This is a genomic window from Saccharopolyspora shandongensis (assembly GCF_900106995.1).
Classification (GTDB): Bacteria; Actinomycetota; Actinomycetes; order Mycobacteriales; family Pseudonocardiaceae; genus Saccharopolyspora; species Saccharopolyspora shandongensis.
Genome location: NZ_FNOK01000075.1, coordinates 24,066 through 41,011, shown reverse-complemented (window position 1 = coordinate 41,011; position 16,946 = coordinate 24,066). Strand labels below are relative to the sequence as shown.

Here is a 16,946-nt window from a genome sequence, read left to right as displayed (position 1 = left end):
CGCCAACTGTTTACGGGCCCGCACGACCGCCTCACGCACCCGCGCCGCGGTCGTTGTCGGCCGTCGGTGCGGGGCAGAAGAGCGGCGGATGAACCCCGCCGCTCCTTCCTGCCGGAATCGGTTGACGTACTTGTAGAACACCGTGCGCGAGATCTTGTGCTCAGCACAGAACCTCGACACGTTGATCTTGTCACCGCCAGCCACCGCAGCCACCGCCGCGACCAGGTCCGGATCCATCGAAAACCCTGTTCCGCCCACCACTGATGATCACAGACAGCAGGCCAGCCAGTGTTCACGAGGTCCTGAGACACAAACTGTTCACGAGGTCCTGAGCGAAGACAGGTTGCTCTAGCGGCCATAGCCACTCACGACCACCCGGCGGTGATGCGCCGCCAGCAGTTCATGCAGGTGTCCTCGCGGATCCAGTCCACTTCGGAGCGGTCGTGCAGCTCTGCTGCGTCCGCTTCTGCTCCGCAGAACGCCGCCACTGGTAGACCGGCGGGGGTTTTCGTTGCTGTGATGGGGAAAGCGTGGCGGCCTCCCGTGACTGGGCGCCAGATGTAGGTCAAGTAGTCGGACATCGAAGCCTCCTTGGTGGTTCTCAGAATTTATCGGCAGTTTCTGAAACTGATCTATTCCCGTTTTGGGTGAACCAGGGACCCGAGTGGACGATCTAGGCTGCTCAGCATGAATGGCAGTGCTCGCGCACGAGGCTTGGGAGCCGAACTGCGACAGCTCCGGAACGGGAGCGGCTACAAGCAGGAGGAGGTCGCGAAGCGACTCGGCCTGTCCAAGGCGACGATGAGTCGCATCGAGAGCGGCGCGAAGGCAGTCACCGAAGCCGACGTGTCCGCGATCCTCGCCGTACTCGGCGTGACAGGTGAGGACCGTAACCGCCTACTGAAGCTTGTGCGCGAACAGGATCAGCCCGGCTGGTGGGAGACCGGTGTTCCAGGCTTGCCGAAGCAGCTCACCGGCTTGCTGGAGTTCGAGCGTGACGCAAGCCAGATCGGCTGTCTCGGCATGATCTTGGTTCCAGGACTGCTGCAAACGAGTGACTACGTGCGCGCCGTAATGCGCGGCAGCGGTGTCGACGCTGCCGACATCGAGGCGCGCGTTGCTATTCGCATTGGACGACAGGAGATTCTCACCAAGCCCACTCCTGTCGTGTTCCACGCTCTCATCGACGCAAGCGTGCTTCGGCGAGTTGTCGGAGGGCCGCGCGTGATGGCGGAACAACTGCGCCACATCTTGAAGATGGCCAGGCGTCGAAACGTGACCATCCAAGTCATCCCGGAAGAAGTCGCAACCCATCCTGGGCTCGAAGGCTCCTTCGTCCTGCTTGAGTTCCCGAAGGCCCGCTCGATCGTCCACCTGGAGCAGCGCAGGCTGGGCGCGTTCCTGGACGAGCCCGCTGACGTTGCCGATTACAAGAAAGTGCTGGATACACTCCAACGGGTGGCGTTGAGTCCTGCAGATTCGGCGAAGCTGATCGCAACGCGGGCTGACGAGCTAGAGGGGTGAGAGTCATGGCGTTCCAGACCTGGCGGAAGTCCAGCCACAGCGCGAGCCAGTCGGACTGCGTCGAGGTCGGCACCGGCACCGACGTGGTCGGGGTGCGGGATACCAAGGACCGGAACGGAGGGACATTGGTCTTCCAGCCGCAGGCCTGGGGATCTTTCCTGACAGCCGTCAAGGCGGAGCGCTTCGGCTGAACCGTGGGCAGCAGGGTTGTTGCTTCTGGAGGCAGTGACAGTGCTGGATTGGTCCCTAGCGGAGTGGCGGAAGTCGAGTAGGTCGGGGTCGACCTCGAACTGTGTCGAGGTTGCAAGGGCAGCAGATTTTGTCGGGGTCAGGGACTCAAAGGATCGAGGCGGGGCCGTGCTGGTGTTCGGGCTGTCGCAGTGGTCGGCGCTCGTCTCGGCGTTGAGGACTGTGAACCTGGCTTGTGACGGTGGTTGAGCGAAGCGCCAGGCGCGGAAGTCGAACGCGGGCACGTTGATGTCGTTTTTCCGCTAGCACCGGCTCCGTGGTGCGGTGATGCTGGGCGGCATGCACGAGGATGTGGCGCGGTGCGTTCGGGCCGTTCAGTCGAAGGACGCTCGGTTCGACGGGTGGTTCTTCACCTGCGTGATCAGTACCGGGATCTACTGCCGGCCGAGCTGTCCGGTGGTGCCGCCCAAGGTGGAGAACATGCGGTTCTACCCGAGCGCCGCCGCAGCTCAGCAGGCCGGGTTTCGGGCCTGCAAGCGGTGCCGGCCGGACGCCAGCCCCGGCTCGCCGCAGTGGAACGAGCGGGCGGACCTGGTGGGGCGGGCGATGCGGCTGATCGCCGACGGCGTCGTCGATCGGGAGGGCGTTCCCGGGCTCGCCGCGCGGCTGGGGTACAGCGTGCGGCAGATCCAGCGGCAGCTGCTGGCCGAGCTGGGCGCCGGGCCGCTCGCGTTGGCCAGGGCGCAGCGCGCGCAGACCGCGCGGCTGCTGATCGAGACCACGTCGGTGGCCATGAGCGATGTCGCGTTCGCCGCCGGTTTCGCCAGCGTGCGGACGTTCAACGACACCGTGCGCGAGGTCTTCGGGCTCGTCCCGTCCGAGCTGCGGGCGCGTGCTTCGAAGCGGCAGCCGGCCGCCGCCGGATCGTTGGCGTTGCGGTTGCCGTTCCGGGCGCCGTTGTGCCCGGACAACCTCTTCGGGCACCTCGCCGCCACCGCCGTGCCCGGGGTCGAGGAGTGGCGCGACGGGGCCTACCGCCGCACCTTGCGCCTGCCGCACGGGCACGGCGTCGTCGCGCTCCGCCCGCAGCCCGAGTACATCGACTGCCGGCTGACCCTGACCGATCTGCGGGATCTGTCGGCCGCCATCACCCGTTGCCGCTGGCTGCTCGACCTCGACGCCGATCCGGTCGCCGTCGACGATCTCCTGCGCGCGGATCCGATGCTCGCGCCGCTGGTCGAGAAGGAGCCGGGGCGGCGGGTGCCGCGGACCGTCGACGCCGCCGAGTTCGCGGTGCGGGCCGTGCTCGGGCAGCAGGTTTCCACCGCGGCGGCCCGGACGCACGCCGCTCGCCTGGTCACCGCCCACGGCGAGGCCGTCGACGACCCGGCGGGCGGGCTGACCCACCTGTTCCCGGACGCGGCGGCGCTGGCCGAGCTCGACCCGGAGACGCTCGCCTTCCCGCAGGCGCGGCGGAAGACGATCACCACGCTGATCAGCGCCCTGGCGGCCGGTGGCATCGATCTGAGCGTCGGCAGCGACTGGCACCGGACCCGCTCCCAGCTCGCCAAGCTGCCCGGTTTCGGCCCGTGGACCGTCGAGACGGTCGCCATGCGCGCCCTGGGCGATCCCGATGCCTTCGTGCCCACCGACCTCGGCATCCGGTACGCCGCCCGTACTCTGGGGTTGCCCTCGACACCCGCGGCGCTGACCCGGTATGCGGCCGCTTGGCGCCCCTGGCGCGCGTACGCCGTGCAATACCTGTGGGCGACCGGCGACCACGCGATCAACCGGCTTCCCGCCTGAGGAGAGGATTTCCGTGCACTCGATGAAGACCGTGATCGACAGTCCGGTCGGGCAGCTCACCCTCGTCGCCATCGACGGGGCTCTGACCGGCCTGTACATGGAGGACCAGCGCCACCGCCCGCCCGAGGAGACCTTCGGCGAGCCGGATGTCACGCCGTTCGGGCCGGTGATCGAGCAGCTGGACGAGTACTTCGCGGGGCAGCGCAGCGAGTTCGACCTGGCGATGGCGCCATCCGGCACGCCGTTCCAGCGCACCGTTTGGGCCGCACTGTGCGAAATCCCCTACGGCGAAACGATTTCCTACGGCGAGCTGGCCGAGCGGATCGGCAAGCCCAGCGCCTCGCGGGCCGTCGGCCTGGCCAACGGCAAGAACCCGATCGGCATCATCGTGCCCTGCCACCGCGTCGTCGGCTCCAACGGCGACCTCACCGGCTACGGCGGTGGGCTGGGCCGGAAGCAGCACCTGCTCGACTTCGAGCGGCGCAACACCGCAGGCGCCCAGGCGGCGTTCGACTTCTAGTCGGCCCAGGCCGCTCCGAAGCCCGGGCGGTTTCGCGCGAAACCGCCACCCACCCTCACGCGGAGTGCCGGTTTCGCGCGAAACCGGCACTCCACGCCGGTCCTGAAACGACCCCTTAGGTCGAGCTCATGGCACCGGCGTGGGCATCCGCCTGGCGGTTTGCCCGCCACCGCTTCGTGCTCTGCGCTATCGCGGGTTGGAAGGCCAAGCTCGACCGGCTCCGCGCCTCGGGCTGAGGCCGCACCGCTCGTGAGTGTTTTGGAGCGCCATAGCGCTCCAAAACACTCACGAGCCGAGTGACCAGTGGAAACCCGGAAGCTCCCGGTAGGCTGGTCATGGCGTCCAGGCGGGGTTTCGTCCGGTGCGGCCGAGGATGCGGTCCAATGTGGACGCGGTGTCCGGGACGGTGACTTCGGCGTCGTAGACGCCCATCGCCCGGCCCTGCTCGGCGGTCTTCACGACCTCGCCGTGCACGTAGTCGAGGACGTCGTCGTCCGGTGCCACGCGCTGTCCGGTGGCCTTCGCCAGATCCCAGCCGTGCACCACCAGTTCCACCACGATCATGCCGCCGACCAGCGAGGCGGGCATCTCCGTCGGGCCGCCCATGTGCGTGGTGCCCTCCCACGCGCTCGGCTCGCTCCAAGAACCCGCGGTGCGGTCCAGCAGCGCCGTCAGGTCCGCCGCCCAGTCGCCGCCGGTCAGGTCCAGGTCCTGCTCGGCCCCGGCGGGCGGCGGCACCGTCTCCTTGCGCGCGGCGGCCTCCAGCGACGGCCCCCAGAACAGCAGGTGGTTCACCAGCTTGCGCACGTCGTACTCGGCGCACGGTGTCGGGGCGTCGAGCTGGTCGGGCTTGATGTTGCGAACGATTTCCCGCAGCGACGCGGCCGCGCGGGTCAGGAACTGTGCTTCGGACATGGCCCCAGACAAGCACGGTGGGCGGCCGACGTCTTGAACGAACGCGACATAGGATCCACCCCGTGACCAGGGACGCCCGCGGACTCGGGGGCGCGTGGACGAAGTACCAGCGCCACGCCGCCCACACCCCGTCGCCGGACCTCGCCCGCCACGTCGAGCGCTACTGGGTCGTTTCCTGGGACTACCGCGAGCCCTACCGGCAGCTGATCGTGCCCTTCCCGAACGTGCACCTGACGTTCCAGGACGGCGGTGCCACCGTGAACGGCGTCTTCAGCGGCCACCAGACCAGGGTGCTGGAAGGCCGCAGCGGGGTGTTCGGGGTGGCGTTCCGGCCCGGCTGCTTCCGGCCGTTCCTCGGCGCGTCGGTCTCGACGCTCACGGACCGGTCGGTCGACGCGCGCGAGATCTTCGGCCCGGAGCTGCCGGACGCGCCGGACGTGGCCGCGGTCGAGCGGTTCCTCCGGGCTCGCTTGCCACAGCCCGACCCGCAGGCCGACGAGGCCGCGGAAATCGTCGCGATGATCGCCGCGGAACCGCGGATCACCAGGGTCGACGCGCTCGCCGATGAGCTCGGCACGAGCGTCCGGCGGCTGCAGCGGCTGTTCGCGGAGTACGTCGGGATCGGGCCGAAGTGGGTGATCCGCCGCTACCGGTTGCGCGAGGCGACCGAGCGGCTGGGGGAGGGGAACTGGGCGGCGCTCGCGGCCGAACTCGGCTACGCCGACCAGGCGCACTTCGCCCGGGACTTCAAGGACATGTTCGGCGAACCTCCCACCTGGTACGCCGAGCGGTGCTAGCGGCGATTTCGCGCGAAATCGTCGCTAGCCCGCCGAGAAGGGGTGTTGATTTCGCGAAATCGCCACCCCCGGAGAGGCGATTTCGCGTGAAGTGGCAGCGACCGGCCCAGAAGCCGCAGTGGTGCTCGGCCGCCAGGTCGACCGGCCCGATCCCGTTGGGAGCGAGCGCCTGGGTGTGCGGAGGGTTCCCGTCCGCGCGGAACTCCGGGCCGCCGGTCTCCGCCGGGTCGCCGACCCTGGCGAAGCTCGTCCAGTAGTCGATTGGCTCCGGGCGCGACTGACCACAGTGGACCCGTCGCCCGTCAGCGGGGTAGGTGTCGTGCGAAGAACGTGCGCACGTGGTCGCGGATCGCGGGCACCGATTCGGCCGGGTCGATCGCGCCGACCAGCTTCGCCCGGTCCTCGGCGCTCATCAGCCCGGCGTCCTGGAGCTGGGGCGCCTGGGCGCCGTAGTCGGTGAACACCCAGTGCGTGGCGTTGTCGAGCTGTTCCCGGCGGGTGCATCCCCGGTGCGCGAGCATCGCCGCCCAGGTGCGCTCGAACCGCTCGTCGCGGAAGCCGTCGGTGCCCAGCAGCAGCAACGGCCGGTCCACGCCGTCCCGGGCGACCGGCAGCAGCTCGCCTTCCTGGCCGGGTTGTTCCGGCAGGTAGTCGAGGTAGCCCTCCATGTTGACGGCGGCGTCGATGCGCCGGTCCTCGTGCAGCGCTTCGGCCACCGTCGCGCCGCCCGCGGAGTGGCCGTACGCGCCGACCCTCCGCAGGTCCAGCGCCCGGCCGAGGTTCTCGGGCAGCGCGCGTGCTTCCGCGTCCGGGTTGCGCCCGGCGGCCAGGTCGACCAGCCGGTCCAGGACGAACCGGGTGTCGGCGACCCGGGTGTCGAGCATGGTGCGGAACAGCTCGGGGTCGGTCCGGGGATCGCCGGGGACGTCGATCGTGCGCACCCGGCCGCCGGGGAACTCGACCTCGCTGGTTTCGCCGGGGTGGTCGATGGTCACCACGACGTTGCCGTGGCTGGCGAGTTCTTCGGCGAGCCCGGTGCCGATGGTGCGCGGGTCGGCGCCGCCCGGGCTGTAGAGCAGCACCGGACGCGGGATGGGCTGTGCGGGCGCACCGGTGTGCGAGTGGGTCGCGGTGGCCGCCCAGTCCACGCCCTCGTCCGGCAGCTCCGGATGCAGGTAGACCGGGTCGAGGCCCTTGAACACCGCCGCCGCCGCGGGCGTCAGCTGCGGTGCGACCGGGTATCCGCGGACGGTGCTCGCGGGGTAGAACACCGTGACCATCAGTTCCCTGGCGGTGCCGTTCCACGGGTCGGTCCGGTCGCGGTCGACCAGGTGCAGCATAGTGGTGCCGAGCCGGTGCGGGCCGGTAGGTGTCGGCAGCCGCAAGGTCGTCGGCTCCGCGTGCGCGATGCCACCAGTGGCGAGCAGTAGCGCGGCGGCCAGGATTGTCGTTCTGCGCAACATGTTTTCCCCTTCTGTTCCCAGGGCATGACAGGTCGAGCCCGCAACTTCCGTTCGGGCTATTCGGCTAACCGGCTGGGTTTCGGGTCAGTTCTCCCGCAGGGCCGCGTAGGCGCGGTCCAGGTAGTCCAAGAAGTCTTCGCCGAACACGAAGCCCCGGTCGTCGGGGGCGGCGCGTTCCCGGAGGAAGCCGAGCATCGACTGCAGGATCGCGGGGTCGCCGCCGGTGAACAGGTCGCCGAGCTCGAACAGGCGCCGCGTGGTGCGCTGCACCTCGGGATCGTCCACCGGGTCGTCGGCCAGGCAGTGCCGCACGAGTTTCGCCGCCACCAGCGGCCATTCCGCGTCCAGCAGCTTCCGGCCCTCCGGGCCGAGCGCGTCGGCGCGTTCGTCCAGGACGGCCTGCTGCTCGTCGGTGATGTACTGGTCGATCGTGGTCATCCGGCCCAGCGCGGTGAGGAATTCGCCGCTCTCCGGGCGCCACGAGCCGTCCAGCTGCTCCAGCAGGTTCCTGGTCCGGCTCCGCAGCGCGTCCAGCCGGCCGGCCTGCTCGTCGAGCTGGTCGAGGTGGCCGACGAGCACCTCGCGCAGCGCGGCGGGATCGGCCAGCACGTCGCCGATCTCCTCCAGCGACATCCCCAGCTGCCGCAGCAGCCGGATCTGGTAGAGCCGCTGCAGGTCGTGCTCGGTGTACCGGCGGTGCCCGGACCGGGTCCGCTCGCCGGCCCGCAGCAGCCCGAGCTCGTCGTAGTGGTGCAGCGTGCGCACGGTCAGGCCGGTCGCCCTGGCCAGCGCCCCAACGCTCCAAAGCGGCTGCTTCTCGCCCCCGGTTCCGGTCACGGAAACGACACTAGGACCTCCCGCTACGTCAGGTTCAACACCGGCGCCGGAAGAATCCACTTCGGACGTGTGGCGGAGGGCCTTGCGGCCCTCGACCGGCCGCCTTACGATCCCTGCTACTCGATCGATCGATCGACGGACGAGCTCCGATCGGATCGGCTCGCGGCGGGAGTGATGGGATGCACGGCACCAGAGAACTGCGGCGAGTCGCTTCCGCGGCGTTCATCGGCACGGCACTGGAGTGGTACGACTACTTCCTCTTCGGCGCGGCGGCCGCGCTGGTCTTCGACCGCGTGTTCTTCCCCGACCTCGACCCGGGCACCGCCCTGATCGCCTCCTTCCTCACGTTCGCGATCGGATTCGTCGTCCGGCCGCTGGGCGGGATCCTGTTCGGGCACATCGGCGACCGCCTCGGCCGCCGCCGGGCGCTGACCGCCACCCTGCTGATCATGGGCCTGTCCACCGGCGCGATCGGCCTGCTGCCGGGGTACCAGCAGATCGGATTCGCCGCGCCGCTGCTGCTCGCCGTTCTGCGCTGCCTGCAAGGGCTTTCCGCGGCCGGCGAGTGGTCCGGCGCGACGCTCATGGCGGTCGAGCACGCGCCCGAGGGGCGGCGCGGCTGGTACGGCGCGATGCCGCAGTACGGGGCGCCGGCGGGCACGCTGCTGTCCAGCGGCGCGATGGCGTTGGCGACGCTGCTGCCCGAGGAGCAGTTCGTGGCGTGGGGCTGGCGGATCCCGTTCCTGGTTTCGTTCGCGCTGCTGCTGGTCGGCTTCCAGGTCCGGCGCCGGATCGAGGAATCCCCCTTGTTCGAAAGGGAATCCCGAAAAGAGGCGCCCGTCCTGGCGGTGCTGCGGGGCCACTGGCGGGAGGTCGTGATCGCGTTGTCGGCGACCATCGCCAACACCGGCGGCCTGTACCTGCTGACGACGTTCCTGGTCGGCTACGGCACGACCGCGCTGGGCCTGCCCAGGCACGTGATGCTGGCGGCGACGCTGATCCCGGCGGCGCTGGAGTTCCCGGTGATGGCCCTGAGCGCCCGGCTGGCCGACCGGTTCGGCCCGGGCCGGATGTGCGCCTTCGGCTCGCTGCTCTCGGCGATCACCGCATTCCCGGTGTTCCTGCTGGTCGACACGCGATCCCCGGTGCTGGTGGTGCTGGGCGCGGCCGTCGGGATCGGCATGCTCACCATCACCTACGCGGCGCTGGGCACCCTGATCGCGTCGATCTTCCCGCCGTCGCTGCGCTACACGGGCGTCGCGATGGGCGTCAACCTCGCCGGGGTGGTCGGCGGCCTGCTGCCGTACTTCGCCACCCAGCTGCTCGTGCTGTCCGGCAACGCTTCCTGGCCCGCGGCGACGCTGCTGCTCGCGATCGCCGTGTGGAGCCTGCTCGGCAGCCTGGCCGCGCAGCGCCGCCTGAGGGCGAAAAGCCAAGCGCGCCAACCCGAATCGGTGGCCTGAGAGGAATAAGCATGCCCAGCGCGATGACCGCATCCGGCCCGGTCGACCGAGACCGGCTCGGCCCGACCCTGCCGCACGAGCACCTGTTCATCAACCTGCTCCGCGAGCGCCGCGGCGACGGCCTGATCACCGACGAGCGGCTGGTCACCGCGGAAGTCGGCGCGTTCGCCGAACTCGGCGGCAGCACGATCGTGGACCTCACCTCCGCCGAGCTGACCATCGGAGCAGCCCCGGACCCCCGCAGCGAGGCCGCAGGCGACACCCGCGATCCGGAGAACGTCCTGGCCGTCGCGCGCGTCGCGAAGGCCGCCGGGCTCAACGTGGTGCTGGGCACCGGGCACTACCGAGACCCGTTCCTGGACCGGGACTGGTTCGACCGGCACGACCCGGATCAGATCGCCGAGCAGCTGGTCCGGGACCTCACCGAAGGCTTCCCGGGGACCGGTATCCGGGCCGGCATCATCGGCGAGATCGGCGCCGACAAGTGGTACATCTCGGCGGCGGAGGAGCGCTCCTTCCGAGCCGCCGCCCGCGCCCACCGCGCAACCGGGGCGGCGATCTACACCCACGCGGCGCGCTGGCCGATCGGGCTGCCGCAGCTCGACCTGCTCGCGGCGGAGGACGTCGCGCCGGAGCGGATCGCGATCGGGCACTGCGACCTGGTCGAGAAGCCGGGCTACGCGCTGGAAATCGCGCGGCGCGGGGCCTACGTCGGGATCGACACCATCTTCACGGCGAACCCGCACGAGGTGCGGCGGCGCGTGGCGCTGGTGGTCGAGCTCGCGCGAGCGGGACATCTCGACCAAATCCTGCTCTCCCACGACGTCTGCGTGAAATCGCAGCTCAGCGCGTACGGCGGCACCGGCTACACGTTCCTGTGGTCGGCCTTCCGAGATGCCTTGCGCGAGGCGGGGATCGACGACGGGGAGTTCGAGCGGATCACGGTGGCCAACCCGGCCCGGCTGCTCTGCGGGTGAACCCGCCGACCGACACCCCGAGATCGCCACCGAGTTCGTCGAGAACCTCACACGCCCGAATGCTGGCCCAGCCCTGATGGTGCCCAACTCCAGCGATCGATCGCGGACACACCTGGCCCACCACACCTGGCAACCGCGTCAAGGCCGGGCCAGGCTGCTCCAAATGCCGACGCGCAGCAAAGCTGTCGGCAGACCAAGGAAGCGTCACGCATCAGGGGGCGCCGAGCGGTAGCGCCGGGTATTCCACTGTGGCCATTTCCTGACAGGGCGCTGTTCTATGGTGGCGGCCATGGTCGACATCGAGGTGCGCAGCCGGGTGCCCGGCGCGTCTGGCGATGACGTGCCGGCGGTGCTGGTACGGCTGGTCGGCGATCGCACGACGGTGCGGGAGCTGATCCGGCGCGCGGTCGAGGAGCAGATCCGGGAGTTGCGCGCCGACGCGGCGCGTTGTCGGCGCGTCCTCGACCGTCAGTACCTGTCCAACGACGATCTCCGGGCGCAGGCCCGCACCGGTGCGATCAGGTTGCCGCGGCAGGCGCCGGCGGACCCGGACGTGACCACGGAGGCTGCTCGGGCGCACCGGGCCTTCGCCCGGGGCACGTTCGTGGTCTTCGTCGGGGGACGGCAGGTCGTCGGCTTGGACGAGGAGGTCACGCTTCGGCCGGGGGAGCCGGTCGTGTTCCTGCGGCTGGTCGCGCTGGCGGGAGGCTGATTGTGGTGGAGCGATCCGTACCAGAGATCTACATCGACATCGTCCACGAACATCGCGAGGCGCTGTGGCGGCTGGTGGACCGGGCGCGGGTCGCGGTGAAGGCCGGCGACGTGGCGGGCCTGCGGGATACCGCCGGGGTGATCCGGCTCCGGATCAGGCAGGGCGAAGACCAGACGATCGGGAACCTGGCACCGCACGTGGCCGATATCGTCGCGGAGCTGGACGAGCTCTACGACGCCGGCTTCCCGGTCGACCGGCCGGACGACATCACCGGCCTGCTGGATGCGCCGTGGCCGACGGCTCATCGGAAAGCCCTGCTCGCTGCCTTTCTCGGGCGCGACGTCCGGCACCGGCTGTTGCTGGACGAGGTGGCGGAGCGGGCCATTGCCGCCATCGACACCCGCCTGCTGCGGGTGCTCGTCTGCACCCCGCTGGGCACCCTGGGCAGGGAGACCGTGGCGCGGATTCTCGACGCGCTGCACCGGGCCGGCGCCCTGGACGCCGCCGTGGTCGAACGGGCTTTCACCGATGACCGCTACCTCGGTTACGCCATCATCGGCCAAACTCCGACCGGTGATGCGACCGCGCCGCCGCTGGCCTGCGCGGGCGCCGTGCGGAACCACGTGGACGCGCTGACCTGGCGGCTCGTCTCCGCACCAGCCCCGGCCGACTGGGACGAGCTGCCCAAGGTGCTGGTACCGCGCGGCCTGCGGTTCGTTCGGGCGGCGCTGACCTGGCACGGCGACGAGCGGGTGGCCGACCACCTCGGCGCGGCGGAACTTACCGGCGCGGAATGCGCCGCCCTGCTCGACTTGCTGCGGGATCGGCCGGTGGAGGAGCAGCGCCGGGTATTCGGGTGGCGGCTGCGTGCGGGTGACGCCGACGCGCTGCTTCCGCTGTTCGGCTTGGAACGCGCCGCGCCGTTGCTGCGCCTGATCCGGGCGATGCCAGTCGGCGAAGCCACCCGCCAGGACCGGGCCGTCTTCCTCGCCGCGATCGAGGACGCCGGTGTGGACGCCGCCCGGCGCCTGCTGGAGCTCGAACCGAACGAGCTGGTCTCCGCGGTCATGGGGTGGAACCGTGCCCAGGTGCTGAAGCGCGTCAAGCACAATGCGCTGCAGGGTATCGCCGCATTCGGGATGCTGCCCCTGGCTTCGGACGAGACGGTCCTCGATCGCTACCTGGCGTTGCGCGAGTCCGCGAAGAAGGGCGCCAAGCTCGGTCCGAACCGCAGACACAGCCACGCCGCCGCGATCGCGGTCGCTCTCGACCACTTGGCGCAGGTAGCCGGAGTTCCGGAGGCGAGCCGCCTCGAATGGGACTGCGAGGCGCGCATCGCCATCGAGACCCCCATGGAGGCGGAGGTCGGCGACTACCGGATCGCGTTGCGGTTCGATGGTGCCGACCCGGCGATGACGGTCAGCCGGGCGGGCAAGACGCTGAAGTCGGTGCCGGCCGCCGTCCGCGCCGACCCCGGCTACCAGGAGCTGCGTGAGCACCAGGAGCGACTGCGGGACCAGGCTCGCCGGATGCGGACCGGGCTGGTGGAGCGGCTGGTCGCTACCGCCGGGACGCTGGCGCCTGACGAACTGGCCCGACTGCTGTCGCTGCCGGCTGGTGCGGCGATGCTGCCCGCGTTGCTCTGGCGAGACCAGGCGGGCGTGATCGACCTGCTCGACCAGGTCGACATCACCGGCCCGGTCACCGCTGTCCACCCGGTCGAATTGCACGAGCGGGGGGTGCTCGCCGACTGGCAGGCGGAGATCGTGCGGCGTCGGCTCCGGCAACCGGTCAAGCAGGCGTTCCGGGAGTTGTACGTGCTCACTCCGGCGGAACGCGAGGCGGGCGACGTGTCGCGGCGGTTCGCCGGTCAGACGGTCAACGGCAAGGTGGCGGGCCAGTTGCTGTCCGGTCGGGGCTGGTTCACCCACGGCGAGTACGACGACCACCAGGCGACCCGCACCGTCGGCGACGGCCTCATCGCCGCGCTGCGCTGCGATTTCCACGGCTACTTCGGGATGGGCGATGTCCAGGTCGGCGAGATCCGCTTCCTGACCGGCGGCGACCGTGACCCGGGCTGCTACGGCACCCCGACCGGCTCGGGCAGCGCCGGCGGCACCCCAGTGCCGCTGGTCGACGTGCCACCCGTGGTGTTCTCCGAGGTCATGCGAGACCTGGACCTTGCGGTGTCGGTCGCCGGCGCCCAGCCGGAGGAGTACCTATCGCCGACGCAGGCGGCGAGTCGGACGCAGGTGCTCGCGGCGCTCATCGCCGACCTCAGGCTGACCCAGGTCACCGTCGAGGGGCACTCGGCCGTGGTACGCGGCACCCGGGCGACCTACCGGGTGCATCTGACCAGCGGCAGCATCCACATCGCCCCGGCCGGCCACCTTTGCGTGGTGCCCGCCTCGTTCGGCGCCACGGCGCACCGACGGCTGTTCCTGCCGTTCGCCGACGAGGACCGGATGACGAGCATCATTTTGAGCAAGGTGCTCCTGCTCGCCGAAGACGAGAAGATCAGCGATCCGTCGATCCTGACCCAGCTCGATTCCCTCACCGGCAAGGCCGCTACTTGACGCGGCCGGCAAGGAAAATCCGCCTACTCGCAGCCACTCGGACGGTTGTCCCACGGGCAGGTTGGCCGCTGGTGCGGTCGATCCGCAGGTCAGCGTCGCTCCCGCAGGAGGCATGAACCACAAGCGGGCAGTTGCTTGCGGCTCGGTCCCACACCTCCGCGCTGCTGGCCGCCGCGTCCAATTGAGCACCTGAAGCCCAGGGATGTCGGACCGCTTCCAACGCCGGACGCCGTGAGCACCTGGAACCCTCCGCGCACGTCACCCAGGGGTGGGATCTTGGCGTTTTCGCGCGAAAACGGCGCGGCCACGCGTGCCGGACGCCGTTTTCGCGCGAAAACGCCGCCGGGGACGCGCCCCCCGGCGGCGTATGACCGACGGCGCAGTGGGGCACACCGCGCCGTCGGCGGCTCCTATTCGGTCAGGTTTCCGCCGTCGGCGACCACGCGGCCGTTGTGGATGACCGTGCGGTCGCGGTCGGCCTGCGGGGCGTGCGGCGTGATGGCGGTGATCCGCCCGTCCTGGATCTCCACATCCGAGGGTTCGCCGCCCCACGGGCGCACGTTGGTGATCAGCATCGGCTCTCCGGTGGTCACGTCGCTGGCAGTACGTCGACGAGGCTGGCCAGCGAAGGTGCCCGGCCAAGCTCGATGTGCGAGTACGCGAGCGCCGCCGCCAGATCGGCGTTGCCCGCGTAGATGGCCTGGCAGATGTCCTTGTGCTCGGAGCACTGGACGCGCATGTCGCGATCCGAGGTCATGGTGAACAGCCACTGCATCAGCCCGAGCGAGGGCTTGAGCGCGTTCTCCAGCATCCGGTTCCCGGTCATCGCGACGATCTCGGCGTGCAGCGCGGTGTTGGCGGCCGGGATCTCGTTGGCGTCGCCGCGCCGCGTCGCGTCCTCGGCGGCGTCCATGAGCTCCCGCAGCCGCGTTCCGCCGCCGCCCGTCGCAACGGCTTCGGCGGCCCGGCGCGCCGCCATCACCTCCAGGCTCAGTCGCAGGTCGAAGAGCTCGTCGACGTCCTTGAGCGTGAGGGCGCGGACGGTGGCGCCGCGGCGGGGCGACGCCACGACGAAGCCGTCGGCTTCCAGCCGCGCCAGCGCCTCGCGCACCGGGATGCGGGAGATGCTGAGGGCCTCGGAGAGATCGCGCTCGCGAAGCCGCTCGCCGGGCGCGTACTCACCCGCGAAGATCCGGCGGCGAATCTCGTCCGCGGCGCGGACCGCGGTGGACGGACCGAGGTCCTGACCCTGGCGGCGATCGGTGGCAGCTGGACCGGTCATGAGCCGACCCTACGCGCGGCGACGCGGCCGCGACTTCGACGCATGCCGGGGGAGAACGCCGACCCCGGCCCGCTGGTGATCAGCAGTTTCAATTGAAACCTCCCGCCGGGAACATCGGTTGACCGCAGTTTCAATTGAAACCGTCATCCAACCGGATCCCCGGTCGTGAACGCCGGGTACGTCGGCGGGAACAGCTCCGCGGCCGGCCGCCGCTGCACGTCGCGCTCGGAGTAGGCCTCGCGCATCTTCTCGAACAGCAGTTGCGCGCGCTTCCGCAGGTCTTCGAGGTCGACGCCGGGGATGCGGGAGTCCGCCAGGACGGTCCGGCCCGCGACGACCGAGTGCGTCGCCTGCCGCCCGGTTCCGTTGAGCAGGAAGGTGCGCACCGGGTCGTCCAGCACGCCGTCGCGGATGTCGTCGATGCGGAACGCCACCACGTCGGCCTGCGCGCCCGGCTCCAGCCGGCCGAGGTCGCCGCGGCCCAGCGCCCGGGCGCCGCCGAGGGTGGCGGCGTCGAGGTAGTCCTCGGCAGGCGCGGCGTCGAACCGGTCTTCCAGGACCTTCGCCAGGTGGACGCCGACGTCCATGCCCCGGATCAGGTCCGGTGGGAAGGAGTCGGTGCCCAGGCACAGGTTGATGCCCGCGTCCCGGTACCTGCCGAAGGTGTGCAGCACCTTCCCGTAGCGCAGGGACGTCTGCGGGCAGTGCACGATCGACACGCCCGCGGCCGCGAGCTTCGCGAGATCGCCCCGGTCTTCGCCGTGGACGTCCGGGTGCCGGTCGGTGACCAGGCCGTGCGGCACGAGCAGGTGGGTGTCGAGGAGACCGGTGCGTTCGAGCATCTCCAGCGGCGTGACGCCGTGCCGGCGCTCGACGAGGTCGCGTTCGATCAGGCCCTGCAGGCAGTGCAGCCGCACGATCGCGTCGCGCTGCCGGGCGGCGGCGGCGGTCTCGCGCATGAGCTCTTCGGTGATCGTTTCGATGCGGCAGGGCAGCAGGACGCCGGTCACCAGCGGGTCGGCGAGTTCGGCGACGTGGTCGAGGAATCGCACCGCGTCCTGCAGTCCGGCGCGCCCGCGTTCCTCGTCGAACGCCACGTCACGACCGCCCTCCGGCAGCGCGACGTTCACGCCCGAGCGGTAGGCCGGGCCGAGGTAGGCGCGCAGGCCCAGCTTGCGCGAGGTCTCGGTCATGGTGACGAGCTCGTCGTAGGGCTCGGCCCACGAGCTGTGGATCTCCGAGGCGATCGGCATGTAGGTGGTGATGCCGTGCAGGGCGAGCTGCACCAGGGCGTACTCGCGGATCGTCGCGCGTTCCTCGGGGGTGAACACGTCGCGGCGCCGGTGCTGGAAGTAGTCCAGCGACCACTGGAGCCCGTCGGCCAGCTCCGGCGTCGGCCAGGAGTCGAGCACCAGGTGGTCGATGTCGGTGAGGGCGTCCAGGTCGATGAGACCGGGCAGCACCAGCGATTCGCCGAGGTCGAGTTCGGCGTCGACGGGCCCGTCGACGCCGTGGCCGACGTGGACGATCACGTCGTCCTCCCAGACCACTTCGCCGTCGCGCAGGAGCGCGTGATGTCCGTCCTGGTGGGCGAGGATGTGGCTGGCCCGCCAACGCGTGCGCATGGAATCTCCTCGGGCTCGGTTCTCGGTGGCCTGGAAGCTCCTCGACATTAGCATTTGGCATACCAAACTCGGATGGTCATTTTGGTGAAGCTGGCCGTAAGGGGCGCCCACGGGGCGCTCCGTGGCGGGGAATGCCTAGCTAGATCGGTCAATATTAAGTCGAGGTAACTCTTCGTCCGTCCGATCTGGCCATTCCGGGGACGGCTCTCTACTCTCCCGTCGGTATACCAGCTAGGCCCGACCGGTCCAATTCACGGACC

The 16,946-nt window shown here is 70.2% G+C and carries 18 protein-coding genes; 10 read left to right on the top strand and 8 right to left on the bottom strand.

The features are described from left to right. Both BLW84_RS41815 and BLW84_RS41810 read right to left on the bottom strand, forming a co-directional pair. On the bottom strand, positions 1 to 237 hold a 237-nt coding region (locus BLW84_RS41815; RefSeq protein WP_143061304.1), incomplete at its 3' end, for a helix-turn-helix domain-containing protein. A 128-nt stretch (positions 238 to 365) separates the two neighbouring features. Further along, positions 366 to 581, bottom strand: a complete 216-nt coding sequence (locus tag BLW84_RS41810) for an HC3 family zinc finger protein (RefSeq protein WP_093277601.1) — start codon at positions 579 to 581, stop codon at positions 366 to 368. 106 nt (positions 582 to 687) lie between these two features. Here BLW84_RS41810 and BLW84_RS41805 point away from each other — a divergent pair, with 106 nt between their 5' ends. The 5 genes from BLW84_RS41805 (at position 688) to BLW84_RS41785 (ending at position 4,039) form a co-directional block, all read left to right on the top strand. After that, positions 688 to 1,524: a helix-turn-helix domain-containing protein gene (locus BLW84_RS41805; protein WP_093277598.1), complete on the top strand. Its 837-nt coding sequence runs from the start codon at positions 688 to 690 to the stop codon at positions 1,522 to 1,524. Between the two features lie 5 nt (positions 1,525 to 1,529). Next, positions 1,530 to 1,715, top strand: a complete 186-nt coding sequence (locus BLW84_RS41800) for a DUF397 domain-containing protein (RefSeq protein WP_093277595.1) — start codon at positions 1,530 to 1,532, stop codon at positions 1,713 to 1,715. 34 nt (positions 1,716 to 1,749) lie between these two features. Next, positions 1,750 to 1,962 (top strand): DUF397 domain-containing protein, encoded by a 213-nt coding sequence (locus BLW84_RS41795; RefSeq protein ID WP_093277608.1) that lies wholly within the window; start codon positions 1,750 to 1,752, stop codon positions 1,960 to 1,962. A 90-nt stretch (positions 1,963 to 2,052) separates the two neighbouring features. Beyond that, entirely contained in the window at positions 2,053 to 3,519 is a 1,467-nt protein-coding gene (locus BLW84_RS41790) for an AlkA N-terminal domain-containing protein (protein ID WP_093277606.1), read from the top strand. 22 nt (positions 3,520 to 3,541) lie between these two features. Continuing rightward, the gene (locus BLW84_RS41785; protein WP_093277593.1) at positions 3,542 to 4,039 is read left to right on the top strand and encodes a methylated-DNA--[protein]-cysteine S-methyltransferase; all 498 of its coding nucleotides are present in this window, start codon (positions 3,542 to 3,544) and stop codon (positions 4,037 to 4,039) included. 333 nt (positions 4,040 to 4,372) lie between these two features. Here BLW84_RS41785 and BLW84_RS41780 read toward each other — a convergent pair whose 3' ends face one another. Beyond that, positions 4,373 to 4,954 (bottom strand): TIGR03086 family metal-binding protein, encoded by a 582-nt coding sequence (locus BLW84_RS41780; protein ID WP_093277590.1) that lies wholly within the window; start codon positions 4,952 to 4,954, stop codon positions 4,373 to 4,375. A 62-nt stretch (positions 4,955 to 5,016) separates the two neighbouring features. Here BLW84_RS41780 and BLW84_RS41775 point away from each other — a divergent pair, with 62 nt between their 5' ends. Continuing rightward, positions 5,017 to 5,751 (top strand): helix-turn-helix domain-containing protein, encoded by a 735-nt coding sequence (locus BLW84_RS41775; RefSeq protein WP_093277588.1) that lies wholly within the window; start codon positions 5,017 to 5,019, stop codon positions 5,749 to 5,751. Positions 5,752 to 6,053: 302 nt separating this feature from the next. Here BLW84_RS41775 and BLW84_RS41770 read toward each other — a convergent pair whose 3' ends face one another. Beyond that, complete coding sequence (locus tag BLW84_RS41770) at positions 6,054 to 7,214, bottom strand: alpha/beta hydrolase (RefSeq protein ID WP_093277584.1); 1,161 nt, start codon at positions 7,212 to 7,214, stop codon at positions 6,054 to 6,056. Positions 7,215 to 7,298: 84 nt separating this feature from the next. Then, complete coding sequence (locus BLW84_RS41765) at positions 7,299 to 8,051, bottom strand: MerR family transcriptional regulator (RefSeq protein WP_143061303.1); 753 nt, start codon at positions 8,049 to 8,051, stop codon at positions 7,299 to 7,301. Between the two features lie 179 nt (positions 8,052 to 8,230). Between BLW84_RS41765 and BLW84_RS41760 the strand changes: the two genes are divergently transcribed. The 4 genes from BLW84_RS41760 to BLW84_RS41745 all read left to right on the top strand — a co-directional run bounded on the left by BLW84_RS41760 (position 8,231) and on the right by BLW84_RS41745 (position 13,779). Beyond that, on the top strand, positions 8,231 to 9,514 hold the full coding sequence (locus BLW84_RS41760) for an MFS transporter (RefSeq protein WP_093277577.1): 1,284 nt from the start codon (positions 8,231 to 8,233) through the stop codon (positions 9,512 to 9,514). A gap of 11 nt (positions 9,515 to 9,525) precedes the next feature. After that, the gene (locus BLW84_RS41755; RefSeq protein WP_093277575.1) at positions 9,526 to 10,491 is read left to right on the top strand and encodes a phosphotriesterase family protein; all 966 of its coding nucleotides are present in this window, start codon (positions 9,526 to 9,528) and stop codon (positions 10,489 to 10,491) included. Between the two features lie 289 nt (positions 10,492 to 10,780). Continuing rightward, a complete protein-coding gene (locus BLW84_RS41750; protein WP_093277572.1) occupies positions 10,781 to 11,203 on the top strand; it encodes a hypothetical protein in 423 nt (140 codons plus the stop codon). Positions 11,204 to 11,208: 5 nt separating this feature from the next. Next, a complete protein-coding gene (locus BLW84_RS41745; protein ID WP_143061302.1) occupies positions 11,209 to 13,779 on the top strand; it encodes a DUF4132 domain-containing protein in 2,571 nt (856 codons plus the stop codon). A 410-nt stretch (positions 13,780 to 14,189) separates the two neighbouring features. On the opposite strand, the gene BLW84_RS41740 is transcribed toward BLW84_RS41745, so the two are convergent. The 3 genes from BLW84_RS41740 to BLW84_RS41730 form a co-directional block, all read right to left on the bottom strand. Beyond that, positions 14,190 to 14,372, bottom strand: a complete 183-nt coding sequence (locus tag BLW84_RS41740) for a hypothetical protein (protein WP_093277566.1) — start codon at positions 14,370 to 14,372, stop codon at positions 14,190 to 14,192. Then, the gene (locus BLW84_RS41735) at positions 14,369 to 15,061 is read right to left on the bottom strand and encodes a GntR family transcriptional regulator (protein WP_093277563.1); all 693 of its coding nucleotides are present in this window, start codon (positions 15,059 to 15,061) and stop codon (positions 14,369 to 14,371) included. Before BLW84_RS41735 ends, BLW84_RS41740 begins: the two co-directional genes overlap by 4 nt. A 143-nt stretch (positions 15,062 to 15,204) precedes the next feature. Further along, positions 15,205 to 16,686, bottom strand: coding sequence for a chlorohydrolase family protein (locus BLW84_RS41730; RefSeq protein WP_093277560.1), 1,482 nt, complete (start codon positions 16,684 to 16,686; stop codon positions 15,205 to 15,207). Between the last annotated feature and the right edge of the window lie 260 nt (positions 16,687 to 16,946).